Source organism: Microbacterium sp. (genome assembly GCF_035687345.1).
In the GTDB taxonomy this organism is placed as follows: domain Bacteria; phylum Actinomycetota; class Actinomycetes; order Actinomycetales; family Microbacteriaceae; genus Microbacterium.
In genome coordinates, this window is record NZ_DASRXZ010000101.1 from 18,412 (window position 1) to 32,263 (window position 13,852).

General features: G+C 70.9%; 11 protein-coding genes. 6 read left to right on the top strand and 5 right to left on the bottom strand.

Going from position 1 to position 13,852, the window contains the following annotated elements; genetic code table 11:
• Positions 1 to 40: 40 nt before the first annotated feature.
• Together VFF97_RS11455 and VFF97_RS11460 are read right to left on the bottom strand one after the other, a co-directional pair.
• Entirely contained in the window at positions 41 to 1,573 is a 1,533-nt protein-coding gene (locus VFF97_RS11455; protein ID WP_325033631.1) for a hypothetical protein, read from the bottom strand.
• A gap of 8 nt (positions 1,574 to 1,581) precedes the next feature.
• Positions 1,582 to 3,279, bottom strand: coding sequence for an ABC transporter ATP-binding protein (locus VFF97_RS11460; RefSeq protein ID WP_325033632.1), 1,698 nt, complete (start codon positions 3,277 to 3,279; stop codon positions 1,582 to 1,584).
• A 213-nt stretch (positions 3,280 to 3,492) separates the two neighbouring features.
• Between VFF97_RS11460 and VFF97_RS11465 the strand changes: the two genes are divergently transcribed.
• The 5 genes from VFF97_RS11465 (at position 3,493) to VFF97_RS11485 (ending at position 8,743) form a co-directional block, all read left to right on the top strand.
• Positions 3,493 to 4,185 carry a phosphocholine cytidylyltransferase family protein gene (locus tag VFF97_RS11465; RefSeq protein WP_325033633.1) on the top strand — a complete coding sequence of 231 codons (693 nt, stop codon included), beginning with the start codon at positions 3,493 to 3,495 and terminating at the stop codon, positions 4,183 to 4,185.
• Positions 4,186 to 4,271: 86 nt separating this feature from the next.
• Complete coding sequence (locus VFF97_RS11470; protein WP_325033634.1) at positions 4,272 to 5,225, top strand: hypothetical protein; 954 nt, start codon at positions 4,272 to 4,274, stop codon at positions 5,223 to 5,225.
• A gap of 93 nt (positions 5,226 to 5,318) precedes the next feature.
• Positions 5,319 to 7,100: a S8 family peptidase gene (locus VFF97_RS11475; protein WP_325033635.1), complete on the top strand. Its 1,782-nt coding sequence runs from the start codon at positions 5,319 to 5,321 to the stop codon at positions 7,098 to 7,100.
• Between the two features lie 41 nt (positions 7,101 to 7,141).
• A complete protein-coding gene (locus VFF97_RS11480) occupies positions 7,142 to 8,416 on the top strand; it encodes a hypothetical protein (RefSeq protein ID WP_325033636.1) in 1,275 nt (424 codons plus the stop codon).
• A gap of 126 nt (positions 8,417 to 8,542) precedes the next feature.
• Positions 8,543 to 8,743, top strand: a complete 201-nt coding sequence (locus tag VFF97_RS11485) for a hypothetical protein (protein WP_325033637.1) — start codon at positions 8,543 to 8,545, stop codon at positions 8,741 to 8,743.
• Between the two features lie 11 nt (positions 8,744 to 8,754).
• On the opposite strand, the gene VFF97_RS11490 is transcribed toward VFF97_RS11485, so the two are convergent.
• Together VFF97_RS11490 and VFF97_RS11495 are read right to left on the bottom strand one after the other, a co-directional pair.
• Complete coding sequence (locus VFF97_RS11490) at positions 8,755 to 10,125, bottom strand: HNH endonuclease signature motif containing protein (RefSeq protein ID WP_325033638.1); 1,371 nt, start codon at positions 10,123 to 10,125, stop codon at positions 8,755 to 8,757.
• A gap of 70 nt (positions 10,126 to 10,195) precedes the next feature.
• Positions 10,196 to 10,957, bottom strand: coding sequence for a dienelactone hydrolase family protein (locus VFF97_RS11495; protein ID WP_325033639.1), 762 nt, complete (start codon positions 10,955 to 10,957; stop codon positions 10,196 to 10,198).
• Between the two features lie 113 nt (positions 10,958 to 11,070).
• On the opposite strand from VFF97_RS11495, the gene VFF97_RS11500 reads away from it, so the two are divergent.
• Positions 11,071 to 12,474: a maltokinase N-terminal cap-like domain-containing protein gene (locus VFF97_RS11500; RefSeq protein ID WP_325033640.1), complete on the top strand. Its 1,404-nt coding sequence runs from the start codon at positions 11,071 to 11,073 to the stop codon at positions 12,472 to 12,474.
• 15 nt (positions 12,475 to 12,489) lie between these two features.
• On the opposite strand, the gene VFF97_RS11505 is transcribed toward VFF97_RS11500, so the two are convergent.
• On the bottom strand, positions 12,490 to 13,773 hold the full coding sequence (locus tag VFF97_RS11505; protein WP_325033641.1) for a CDP-glycerol glycerophosphotransferase family protein: 1,284 nt from the start codon (positions 13,771 to 13,773) through the stop codon (positions 12,490 to 12,492).
• Positions 13,774 to 13,852 lie beyond the last annotated feature (79 nt).

A 13,852-nucleotide genomic window follows, 5' to 3' on the forward strand; every position in this document is an offset into this window, starting at 1 on the left:
GGTGACGGATGCCGCGGCATCCGTCACTTCGAGACTCGCGTCACGTCGTCTCGGCGAACTCCATGATGCGGCCGCCGCGACGCTCGAACAGCACCGATCCGACCACGAGGCCGACGAGCAGCACGCCGAATCCGATGCCGGCGCCGCCCCACAGCGCGGTCGTCGCCGCCTCGGCGTCGCCGTCGATCGCGAGCCAGCCCCACCACAGTGCCGGGATGCTCAGCACGATCGCACCGAAGAGCACGAGGCTCTGGGCGATCGCTCCGGTGGCGCCGACGCGCTGGGGCTGCTCGAACGGACTCTCACCCGGATGCGACACCGCGTAGGGCGCGAGGGCCGACGAGATGCTCGACAGCCCGAGGCCCGACAGGAAGAGCGATGCGCACACGCCGACGAGCGCGGGGAGGATCGACCAGCGCCCGTGGAACACGATCGCGACCGGGATCGCGATCGCGAGCAGCGGGATGCCGATGAACAGCACGGGAACGAGACGGCCGATGCGGTCGGAGAAGCCGCGCACGCCACTGCCGACGTGCATCCACACCGCGGTCGAGTCGTACGCGACGTCGTTGTGCGGCAGCCATCCGAGGAAGAGCGCGATGAACGGCACCGGCACGAGCGCCACGATCGCGGGTGGCACGCCGGCGATGAGCAGCGGGATCGTCGTGACGGCCGCGGCGACCGGGATGATCACGATGTTGACGAGGTACCGCGGGTCGCGCAGCCAATAGAAGAGGCTCCGCGCGGCGATCGCGCCGCCCGGGGTTCCCGGCGCGACCGCGAACCAGCCGAGGCCGCCGCGCTCGCGCACAGACGTGGGACGCTCGGTCGTCGTGAGAAGCCGGTGCACGAGCAGCGCCCACAGGCCCGCGAGCACCACGATCGTCGCGATCGCGACGAACAGGCTGAGACCCGCCTCCCCGCCCGTGGCGATGAGCCCCGGGAACGCCCACGCCGCGCCGAACGGCGTGCGCGCGAGGATGCCGACAGCCTCGACGAGCTGCGGCGGCACCCGCCCGTTCCATTCGAGAGACGCGAGGAACACGCCGACGGGCACGACCACCACGACCACGGCGAGCAGGAACACGCCCGACAGCTCGCGCGATCGCCGCTCGCGCAGGAACAGCGACGTGAGCGCCATACACGTGCGGGCGAGGAGCGCGCACGTGATGACACCGAGGAAGACGGATGCCGCGCCCGCTCCCCACGGGACGCCGACCTCGCTCCACATGATCGCGGCGCTGATCGCGACCGCGAGGAGCGCCATGATCGGCACGCTGATGAGCCCGGCGACCGCGAGGATCCCCGCGAGGGGTCCGTTCGGGAGTCCGATGAGGGCGAAGCGGCGGGGATCGAGCGGGTCGGCCACACCGCCGACGATCGGGGCGATCGCGAAGCCCGCGGTCACGGCGGAGCCGCCCAGGACGGTCACGGTGAGCGCGACGTCGGTGCCGGCATCCGCGAGGGTCAGCAGTCCCCAGCACACGAGCGCCGTCGACCCGACGACGAGGATCAGCCATGCGACCGTGCGCGTGACGGTCTCGATGTCTCCGCGGAGTGCTCCGAGGAGCATCGCGACCCTCAGTCGGAGAACGTGTGCAGCCACTCCAGGCCCTCCACGTCGCTGAGGCCGCCCGCGAGCTCGATGAACCTCTGCTCGAGGGTCAGCTCGCCGCGCACTTCGTCGATCGTGCCCTCGGCGAGCACCTGTCCCGCCACGAGCACCGCGACGCGCGAGCACACGCGCTCGACGAGCTCCATGCCGTGACTCGACAGGATGACGGTCCCTCCGTGCGCGACGTACGTGGAGAGGATGTCGAGGATGATCGCGCTCGAGACGGGATCCACCGCCTCGAACGGCTCATCGAGCACGAGCAGCCTGGGCGAGTGGATCATCGCACCCGCGAGCATGACCTTCTTCGCCATGCCGGCGGAGTAGTCCGCGACGACGCGGCCGAGCGCGTCGGTGAGGTCGAAGGCACGCGCGAGGTCGGCGGTGCGACTCTCGACCACCGCCGGCGGAAGACCGCGCAGCACGCCGTAGTAATAGAGCAGCTGGCGTCCGGTGAGCCGGTCGAACGTACGGAGCCGGTCGGGCAGCACGCCCATGCGGCGCTTCGCTCCGCGCGGATTGGCGCGCACGTCGATGCCGGTCACCTGGACAGAACCGCGGTCGGGGCGCAGCAGGCCCGCGATCATGGACAGAGTCGTTGTCTTGCCGGCTCCGTTGGGGCCGACGAGTCCATAGAACGTGCCGGCGGGGACGGTGAGGTCGACGCCGTCGACCGCGAGTGCTCCGCCGAACGACTTCGACACGCCCCGCAGCACGAGCGCGGCCTCGGAGGGATCGACGTCCGACACGGTCAGGACGGCGGGCACGTGCTCGAGCGGCTTGGGCTCGATCACGGATGCCGCAGGCGCGCCCTCCTCGAGCGAAGTCGTCTCGGGGGCGGGCGGGGCTTCGGTGGCGGGAGCGTCGTGCGCCTCGGACTCTGCGGGCTCGGCCTGGACCGCATCCGCGGCCTCCGGCTCGGCGGCCTCAGGCTCCGACTCCGCGGCATCGGGCTCCTCCGGCGCGGACTCCGCGACGTCGGGCCCAGCAACCTCGGGCTCGGCTTCCACCGCCTCCGGCTCCGCGACCTCGGGCTCCGCCTGCGCGGTTTCAGGTTCCAGGTCCTCGACCTCCACCTCGACGGCCGGCGGCGCCTCTTCCTCCGCCGTCGTCTCGTCTGCCACGACGGCGTCCTCGGTCACCGGCGTTGCCGCATCCGCATCCGCGTGCTCTTCGGAGACGACTGCTGCCGCCACCTCCGCGGCGGGAACGGGAGGCGGCGGGGGCGGCGGCACGTCGATCTCGATGTCGGTCGAGGCGAGTGCCGCGGCCGGGAGCGGCGGCTTGGGCGGAACGGCGATCTCGCCGTCGATCACGATCTCTTCTGCACCGGCATCCGCGGCAGGCTCGGCCGGGCCGGGCGCGACGACGTCGGGCGGAAGCGGAGGCGGCGGACCGGGATCGGCCTTCACCGCGGGGCGGCGCTTGCCGCGCCCCTTGCCCTTGCTCTTCGGCTTGCGCGGGCGTTCGGCGGGCTCGGCCGGCGGCGACGCGGGCTCCGGATTCGCAGGCTCGGCGTCGGTGGCGGCATCCGTCTCAGTACCGGCCTCGGCCCCTTCCGGACCGTCGGTCGGCAGGGGCGGCCGGGGCGGGAGGATCAGAAGGTCCCGCAGCTGGGCGCTCTCGTCGGGCCGTTCCGGGTCGTCCGGAGCGGATTCGTGTGGCACCGGCAGAGAGGGAGTCACCTGTCCAACGTATCAACCGCGCTGTGAAACTCCCCAGTGGGGCACGGTTTGTCGACAACAGCGCGTTATGTCACGAAACGACAACGGACGGCGAACATTGTGCGCCCTTTCAGGCGCCCTCGCTACCATGTACCAGGCACGAAGGAGTGTCGCGTCGGTGAACTGACGCCAAACGAGCACTCCAGGAGACCAACCGTGACACTTCAGACCGTCATCCTCGCGGCCGGCATGGGTTCGCGGCTCGGACGAGCCCTTCCGAAGCCCCTCACCGAGCTCAGCGACGGCCGCAGCATCATGCAGCAGCAGCACGACAACATCCGTGCGGCCTTCGGCGACGACGCCCGCATCACGACCGTGGTCGGCTACCGCGCCGAGACGATCGTCGAGGCGTTCCCGCACGTCGACTACGTCTACAACGACCGCTACGACCAGACGAACACGTCGAAGAGCCTCCTGCGCGCCCTCAACGCGACGGGCCGCGCGGGCGTGCTGTGGATGAACGGCGACGTCGTCTTCGACCCGCGTATCCTCGGCCGTGCCGTCTCGTTCATCGAACGCGAGCAGTCGTTCGTCACCGTCAACACGGCGAAGGTGAGCGACGAAGAGGTCAAGTACACGATCGACGACCGCGGCTTCATCGCCGAGCTGTCGAAGACGGTCAAGGACGGCATCGGCGAGGCGGTCGGCATCAACTACATCTCGGCCGCCGACAAGAAGGCGTTCATCCGCCAGCTGCAGCGCGTCGACGACCAGGACTACTTCGAGCGCGGCCTCGAGCTCGCGATCGCCGAAGATGGCCTGCGCCTCGCGCCGATGGACATCTCCGACCTCTACGCCGTCGAGGTCGACTTCGCCGAAGACCTCGAGCGCGCGAACCTCTTCGTCTGACCGGCTGAGCGACCCCTACCCGCAGATTCCGGTTCGTCGGGCGTTCCACAGGTTCCGACCAGATCGGCGTGCTTAGGATCGGCCTGATGGCCGAGAAGGTGCACCGCATCCACTCCCTGCCCGACGGCACGCCGTGGGACGGGGGGCTTCCGCCTGCCGGCTCGCCGGAGCATCCGCGCACTGTCCGCGCCCTCGACAAGGTGCTCGCCATCCAGCGGCCGGTCGTGCTCGCTCACCTGCGCAGCATCCGGCTTCGCAATCCCGACGCGACGGCGACGGACGTGATCCGGATGCTGGAGCGCCGCTACCTCGCGGCCGTGACGACCGGCGGTGCGGCGGTCGGGGCGACCGCGGTGGTCCCCGGAATCGGGACCGGCGTGACGCTGACGCTCAGCGGCGTCGAGACGGTCGCGTTCCTCGAGGCGACCGCGCTGTTCGCGCAGTCGGTCGCGGAGGTGCACGGAATTCCCGTGTCGGACCCCGACCGTGCGCGCGCCCTCGTGCTGACGCTCATGCTCGGCAAGGAAGGCGTGGACCTCGTCGCGCAACTCGCTCGACAGGTGGCGGGGAAGGGCGTCACGCGCGACCGCTATTGGGGCGAGCTCATCACCAAGACGCTCCCCCGCGCCGCGGTGGGCCCGCTCGTCGACCGCCTGAAGACCGCGTTCACGCGCCAGTTCGCCGCGAAGGGCGGGGCGTCGTTCATCGGCAAGGCGCTGCCGTTCGGCGTGGGCGCCGTGATCGGCGGCGCGGGCAACCACATCCTCGGGCGCCGTGTGCTCGTGAACTCCCGCCGCGCGTTCGGTGTCGCACCCGTCTCGATGCCGGCCGAGCTCGAACCGCGCCCGGGAGCGACGCGCATCGAATCCGCCGCGGCGCAGACGTTCCGTCGCGCGGGCGGTGTCATCGCCGACGGCGTCACGAAGAGCGCGACGGCGGTCGGCGGTGCCGCACGCAAGGTCGGCGGGGCGTTCCGTCGGCGCAGCGCACTCCCCGCGGCGGGCGACGGGCCCGACGAAGACGAGTTCGAGCTCGACTGAGGCGCGCCGACGCCGCGCACGAGGCCCCGTAGCAGCCGGGGCCGTCCGGCGGTACGCTCACCGCGGGGGACGGATCGACGCTCGGGGGGCGCCGTGGCACGAGCATCCGACGACGACAGTCGCAACGCGCTGCCGCGCGAGTTCCCCGCGATCGAGGCGGATGCCGATCTCGAGCCGGAGCCGCCGCGTCCGAAGCCTCGCGGCGAGGGACCGGAGGGCGGTAAGCGGCCGGTGCCGTCGCGGGGTGCGGCACCCGGTGGGCCTCCCGAAGAAGGGCCGCCCGAGGGCGAGGAAGGCGCCGAGCCCGAGGAGCCGAGCTCCGAAGAGGAGCCGACCGCTCCCCCGCGCATCCCGCCGACGTCGCCCGCGTTCCCGTTGCCGGACGTGCCCCGTACCGTCTCGCTCGTGACGGACTCGGTGATCACGCGCCCGCTCGCCGAGCGCATGGCGTCGGCGAGCGAGGCCGAGCTGATCGGCATCGTGATCGAGCTGCGAACTGACAGCGGGATCCCCCTCGAGAACGCCGCGCAGGAACTGCTCGCGATGATCCGCATCGCGGCCGGCGGGCGCGCGCTCGAGGCGTACCCGACGGCGACCAACCACTACGTCATGGCGGCGCTCACGGCGGACGAGATCCTCGAGCTCGTCCGAATCGACTCCGACAAGGGCCGCACCCCCGCGCGCGACCGGCAGGAGCAGAAGACCGCGCCGCGCAGTTTCATCAACCGCGTGTGGCCGAACTTCGAGGTGCGCGCGACGATCCATCGCTCGGTCACGACGATGAAGGCGGATGCCGCGGTGCGGTCGTTCGCCGCGACGGGCGAGGGTGTCGTGTGGGCGGTGCTCGACACCGGCGTCGATCGGAGGCACGCCCACTTCCAGACCTATGAGACGCTCGAGCTGCCCGAGACGCTGAGACCGCGGAGCTTCGTGTCGGGCACGACGGATGCCGACGCGCTGCGCGACCCGAACGGCCACGGCACCCACGTCGCCGGCATCATCGCGGGCGGGCAGATCGCGAAGCCCCGCGGCAAGCGGATCTGCGCCGCGACCTGGTATCGCACCGCGGAGGGCGCGACCGGCGTCGAGAGGGTCGAGCTCGACCGCATCATGGGCATGGCGCCGAAGGCGAAGATTCTGTCGATCAAGGTGCTGCGCGACGACCGCACGGGCGATGTCGCGTCGCTCCTCGAGGCACTCGAGTACATCGAGGAGCTCAACCTGTCGGGGCGCGAGCTCAACGTCCACGGCGTCAATCTGTCGCTGGGCTATCCGTTCGACCCCTCGTGGTTCGCGACCGGCCTCTCCCCCGTATGTCGCGAAGTCGACCGGCTCGTCGCGAACGGGGTGTGCGTCGTCGTGTCGGCCGGGAACACCGGGTACGGAGCCGCGCGCGACAGCGCGGGGCGCGAGATGCGGCTCGGCTTCGGCATGACGATCAACGACCCGGGCAATGCCGCGCGGGCCATCACCGTCGGGTCGACGTCGATCAAGCCCTATTCGACGGGGGTGTCGTACTTCTCGTCCAAGGGGCCTACGGGGGACGGGCGACTCAAGCCGGACGTCGTCGCGCCCGGCGAGCGGGTCGTGAGCGCGGGAGCGGGAGAACTGCTCGATCGAGCGCGGGCGAACGTCCAGCTGAAGCCCGGCGAGAAGGCATCCGACATCACCTACGTCGAAGACTCCGGCACGTCGATGTCGGCCCCGCATGTATCAGGAGTGGCGGCTGCCTTCCTCTCGGTGCACAGGGAGTTCATCGGCAAGCCCGACGACGTGAAGCGGATCCTCATGGACTCCGCGAACGATCTCGGACGCGATGCGACTTTCCAGGGTCGCGGGCTCGTCGACGCGATGCGTGCGATCCAGAGCGTGTGACGCGGCGACGGCGCCGCGGACGAGGTGAGAGGAGACCGGCCATGGCCATGTCGCTGCCGTATGCCGAGGTCGAGTTCGACAAGAAGGGCGGGTTGGTCGACCCTGCGCAGCTCGAGGAGCTCGACGCGCTGCTCGCGCAGAAGCATCCGACGGACGTGATCGTCATCTCGCACGGATGGAACAACACGCACGGGCAGGCGCGCGCTCTGTACGACCAGCTCGTCGACTCGATCGTCGCGGTGCGCGGGAAGGTCGCCGGTGCACGTCAACGGCAGTTCGTCGTCGTGGGGGTGCTCTGGCCGTCGATCCAGTGGGCGCCGGACGAGAACTCGGGCGCCGGCGCGGGAGTCGGCGACTCGGCCGCCGAGCTCGAGGCGGAGATCCGCGAGCGCGTCGAGGACCGCGAGATCGCTGACCGGCTCGTCGCGCTCGTGCCGAAGCTCGAGGGATCATCCGCCGCTCAGGAGGAGTACCTCGAACTGCTGCGCGAGACGTTGCCGACGTCGACGAAGGGCGAAGACGTGGCTGCCTTCAGAGCCCTCAAGGAGGCCGACCCGCAGGAGGTGATCGCCGCCGCGAAGACCCTCGCCACCGAAGACGCGTCTCCCGCCGCAGCCGGTGGCGCCGCAGCGATAGACCCTGCCGGCCTGCCGCCGCTTCCCGAGGACGGCGGCGGCGCCGGGTTCTTCGACAACGTGATCCAGATGGGCCGGAACCTCCTCAACATCACGACGTACTACACGATGAAGGAGCGCTCGGGAGTCGTCGGGAAGAAGGGCGTCGGCGCGTTGCTCGATCACATCCACGACGAGGCGCGTGACGCCAGGATCCACCTCGTCGGGCACTCGTTCGGTGGTCGGGCCGTCACCGCCGCGGCCCTCGCGACGAAGGCGCCGATCGCGTCGATGTCGCTGCTGCAGGCGGCGTACAGCCACTTCGGCATGGCGACCGACTGGGACGGCTCAGGGGCGAACGGCATGTTCGCGAAAGTGCCGTCCAAAGTGAGCGGGCCGATCATCGTGACGCACACGCACCGCGACAAGGCGGTCGGCCTCGCGTATCCGATCGCATCCCGCCTCGCGCGGCAGATCGGGCAGGGGCTCGGAGACGAGAACGACCCGTACGGAGGCATCGGTCGCAACGGCGCCCTCAAGACGAAGGGTGGCAAGACCGGCACGATGCTCGACGTCGGTGGGCGGTACGACTTCTCGGGTCCGGGCGTGTGGTCGCTCAAGTCCGACGACTTCATCTCGGGCCACTCCGCCATCACCGGGCGACAGGTCGGATACGCGGTGCTGTCGGCTGTGATGGCGTAGCCGCCAGCCCGGGGCGGGCCGCAGTCGCTCGCGCAGAGCGCGGTCGCCGGGGCGGAGCGCGGTCGCCGGGGCGGAGCGCGGTCGCCGGGCGGAGCGCGGTCGCCGGGGCCGACGTATCGTTGACGCATGGGCCTGTTCACACAGCGACCGGAGCACAACGAGCAGTGGGCGGGGCTCCCGTCCGAGCCCGTTGAGCCGACGCCCGCAGAGCAGCTGGGCGACGCCGCGCTCGCGGTCGATGCGCTGGTGATCCCGGATGCGACAGCGGGCGTGACATCGATCGAGATCCCGGTTCCGACCGTGGACTCGGACGGGGACGCCGAGTAGGTCTCGCGCGCCTAGAACGGCGGCGGATCGGCATCCGCCTCGTGTCCGCTCGGACTCACCCACCTCATCGTCCCGGCGTCCGAGTCGCGTTCGAGCGTCCACAGCGATCCGTGTTTCAGTCGGTGGTGCGACTTGCATTCCGGCGCCAGGTTCTCGGCGCTCGTCGGCCCTCCGTGCTGCCAGTCGACGCGATGGTCGATGTCGCACTCACGGGCAGCGCGCGAGCATCCTGGAAAGACACACGTCGGGTGGGTCACCCCGAGCCAGCGGCGGAGGTCAGCCGGTACGCGGTATGTCTTGCGGTCGACATCGAGCACCGTGCCGGTGACGCGGTGCGTGAGCACACGCACCCAGGAGGACGCCTCACCCGCAAGGCGGCGAGCCGTCTCGAGGTCGATGGGCCCGTAGCCGTCGAGGCTCGCAGGCTCGTCGGACTCGCCCAGCAGCGTGAGAGCCGGAATCGTCACCGCCACGCTCGCGGCGCGGGATGCGGACGGCGTCGACTCCGTCTCGCCGTCCGCGACGAGGTCGAGCACCGCATCGGCGCGGAGCTGCGTCAGCGTGCGATCCTCACCCTCTTGCGCGGCGAGGTGTCGCGCGATGACATCGGCGCGCCGCATCGCCTCCTTCGCCTTCACCGCCGGCGCGAACACGCTCAGGGTCGCCATGCCGTCGAGGTCGGGGGTGAGCCACACGCGGCGATCGTCAGCCGCGCGGCGATGGCGTTCCTCGATCGACTCCGGATGCACACGCTCACGCGCGACGCGCGCCAGAACGCGGAACTTCGGCGGCGTCAGCGAGCCCGCTGCCTCCCACACCCGCTGGTCGAACGCGTCCCACGACTCGCCGTCATCGGGCAGCGACGCGGCGAGTTGCGCCGCGGTGACGGCGTTCTGCTCGCACACGGCGCCGCCGAGGAACGAAGCCCACAGACGCGGCATCCGGTCTCTCAGGATCGCGGCGCGCTCGGCGCGCGAGCGGACGACCGATTCGGACATGCGCAGCCGCACCGCGATGTCGGCCGCAGCCGCTCGCACCGCGAACTCGCGCCGCTCACGGCGCACGGCGGCCGCGGAACGCTCTCGCGGATCGGTCCAGTCCGGATCGATCGTCGGATCGGGTCCGACCCAGGACTCGGGATCGGCCTCCGCGTCACGAAGGATGCTGTCGATCGCCCGGTACTGCTCGGCGATCAGCATCCGCTGCCTCACGGTGACGATCTCGAGGTCGTTCATCGCCGCCGTGATCGCATGGTCGCCGGAAGCTGGCGCCACGCTGTCGGGGTCGGCGAAGAAGGCATCGACCTCGGGGTCGTACAGATCGCGCTCGTCGATGAACCACGGGTCTTCGAGGTCGTCGTCGACGAAGTGCGATTCGTTCATATGTTCGAATGTAGTGGCAGCGTCGGACATTCGCGTGCGCGATGAGGGGTTCGCGCGCGGACCCGACGCGCTACCCGGTCGCGCCCGCCCCGAGCTTCTCGTCGAGGAACGCGATCACGCGGTCCACTCCCGCCTGCTGGCGATCCTTCGTCAGCACCGAGTGGCCCTTGCCGTCGAAGTCGATCGCGAGGAAGCGATCCCCGAGTTCGCGCTCGAGCGTCTCCCATCGCGTTCCGACGGCCGGGTCGCACCGGTACCGCAGCCCGAGCACCTGGGTCGACGACGCCTTGACCGCCTCGAGGTCGCCGGGGCTGAGCCCGAGATCGGCGCCGCGCCGGCGTGCACCCCGCGGCAAGCCGATGGCCGCGGGCAGCGAGGGTTCGGCGAGCACCGGGGCGATCACCGGGGCATCCGCCATCATCGCCAACGCGAAGCCGCCCGTGAAGCACATGCCGACCACGCCGACGCCGTCGCCCCCGACCTCGGCGTGCAGGTCCCGCGCGAGCGCGCGCAGCCAGCCGGCCACGGGACTCGTCTTGCCGCGAGCGAAGATGGAGAACTCGCGCCGCACGCAGAACTGCCACAGATCGCCTGCGACGTTCGCGAAGGAGAAGCCCGCGCCCGGCGTTCCGAACAGCCGCGGCAGCAGCACGATGTGGCCGTGGTCCACGAGCTCGTTCGCGAAGTCGACGAGCACCGGCTCGATCCCGGGCACCTCGTGCAACACGACGACCCCCGTGCGTCCGCCGCCCGGTGGCTCCTTGCGGTACACCTCTCGGGTCTCGTCGCCCGCAGAGAAGGTCGTGCGCGTCCAGTCGTCGAGCTCCTTCATGGGCCGATCGTGGCAGACCGACGCCGACGGCGGAAGGAGTCGGTTCCGGCGGGCGGTGCAAGCGCTTGCATCCGGCTCTCGACAACATCCGCCGCCATCTCTAGCCTCGCCTTATGGACAGCACCCTCGCCTGCCTCGCTGCCTGGATGACGCGGCAGCGCTGGTATGCGGGCAAGGGACGCGTCCCGAGCCTGCGCCTCGTCGCGTGGTTCGACCTCGCTCCGACCGAAGCAGACGCCGTGTCCGAGGACCCGGCTCGGCCGCGCGTGCGCACCTTCCTCGTCCTCGACGAAGGCGCGCTGCCCGTTGTGCTCTACCAGGTGCCGATCGTCGCGCGGTCGACGGCCAGCGTCGAGGACTCCGGGGGCCACGTCATCGGCGACCCCGAACCGGGCGTCACCTTCATCGACGGGCCCCATGACCCCGCCTACACGCGCGCGCTCGTCTCGCTGGTGACCCGCGGCGGCACCGGGTCCGGCCCGCGCACGACGGTCACCGGCGTCCCGGCGGCCGACGTCGAGGCACCCGCGGTGTCCGACGAATCGGCGGTGCTCTCCGGCGAGCAGTCGAACACGTCGATCATCTACCGCAGCGGCGACGGCGGGCCCTCGATCATCTGCAAGGTCTTCCGGCAGCTGCATCCGGGACTGAATCCCGACATCGAGCTGCAGAGCGCCCTGTCGGCGTCCGGTTCGATGCATGTGCCTGCCGCCGTCGGCGTGCTAGAGGGCACGTGGCCGGATCTCGCGACCGCGGGCGGCTCGGTGAGGGGATCGCTCGCGTTCGCCCAGGAGTTCCTCCCCGACGTCGACGACGCGTGGCGCGTCGCGCTGCGTGCCGCCGCCCGGCGCGAGGACTTCACCGTCGCGGCGCGCGAGATCGGCGAGGCCACGGCCGATGTGCATGTCGCGCTGGCGCGGCTGTTCCCCACGAGCGAGACGCGCCCGGCCGACCGCGAGGCGACCGCCGACACGTGGACGCGCCGCCTGACGATGGCCATCGCGGAGGTCCCCGGCATCGCGGAACGGCGGGATGCGATCGAGGCGGTCTACGCGCGGGCGCTCGAGGCCGCGTGGCCGCCGTTGCAGCGCATCCACGGCGACCTCCACCTCGGCCAGGTGCTGCACTCCCCCGGACGCGGCTGGGTGCTGCTCGATTTCGAGGGCGAGCCCCTGCGACCGATGGCGGAGCGCGTCCGCGCAGACCTCGCGTTGCGGGACGTCGCGGGAATGCTGCGTTCGTTCGACTACGTCGCCGGCTCGATCCGCCTCGACACCCCGGAGCAGTCGCCGGATGCGGCACTCGCGTGGGCGAGGGACGCGCGACGCGCCTTCCTCGACGGGTACGCCACCGTATCGGGCATCCGGCTCGACGCGCAGCGCGACCTGCTCGCCGCCCTCGAGATCGACAAGGCGGTGTACGAGGCGATCTACGAGGCGCGCAACCGCCCGACGTGGGTCCCGATCCCGCTGCGCGCGATCGCACGGCTGGTCGAGCAGCCGACCGTCAACGCCTGATCGGGGGCCGGGGCGTCATTCGTCGAGCTCGGCCGCCTGCTGCTCCTCTTCGTCCTCGTCGACGTCGCCGCGCGCCACCGAGCGGTCGTGCCACACGTCCCACTCCCGCATGAGGTGCTCGATCGCCGCATGGAACCTCGCCGTCGCGGCACCCGGGCTCGTGTCGCCGAAGTAGTGCCGCACCCAGTGCTCGAGGCGGGCCGTGGCATCCGGATCCTCGAGGACGCGCGTGATCTGCGCGACGATGTCGGGCGCGGATGCCGCGTCGAGCCACTCGCAGGCCGACAGGTAGCCGTGCGCGTCGACGATCGCCTCGGGGTCGGTCGGCCGCGTCACCATGAGGGGCTTGCCTGCTGCGAGCCGGTCGTACACCATCGCCGAGATGTCGACGACGGCGACGTCCGCGACCGAGAGCTGCCAGCCGAGGTCCGGGCCATCGTCGTAGACGTGGTGCACCGACGGGTCGGATGCGTTCGCCGCCTCGATCGCCGCGATGATGCGCCGGTTCGCCGCCCCGTACTCGGGATCGACGACGCCCGATCGGGGGTGCGGGCGGTAGATGACCCGATGGCGTCCGGTGGCCAGCAGCGCTGACACGAGCGCCTCGCCGTGCGTGCGCACCGAGCCGTAGTGCGCCGAGGGACGGTCGCCCTCCCACGTCGGCGCGTAGAGCACGACGGTGCGCTCGTCGGGCGTGAACGGCAGGCTGCCGGAGTAATGATCGGCCTGCGGTCTTCCGATCTGGATCGTCCGCCGGTCGAGGTCGTAGTCCCACAGCACGCGCGAAAGGCGCTCGCGCGCCGCGTCGCCCGCGATCAGGGCGTAGTCGTACGCCTTGAACTGGTTCGTGGTCATGTACATCTTGTCGGACTCGCCGTGGTTGATGAACACGTGCCACCGGCGTCCGTAGCGGAACATCTGGAAGTTCCGCGTGTTCTGGTTCACGTACAGGACGACGCGGATGTCCTGCGTGGCGATGAAGCGCTCGAGATCGCGCACCGTCGGAACGAATGCCACGGGCGGAGCGTCCTCGACGAGAAGCGCGCGGGCACCGGTCGCCGCTCGGCTGAGCACCACGACGGGCCAGCGCTTCGCGAGCTCTGCGAGCGGCTTGTACCACTGCCGCATCTGGTACATGTTGACCGCGCCGTCGGCGAAGTACACGGCGATCCGGTAGTGATTCTCCGGATGCGGCGGACGCTGGGCCAGCTCGCGTCGGACCGCTGTGGCGGCGCGCCGGTTGGTGACGGCCTTCCGCAGCAGGGCAACCGCCTTCTTCGCATCCGCCACCGCACCCACCCGTTCAGCCTACCGACGGGCGCGCATGACATGATCGACGCGTGCATGTCGAGGAGCCCGGTCGCAGAGACGCGCCCAC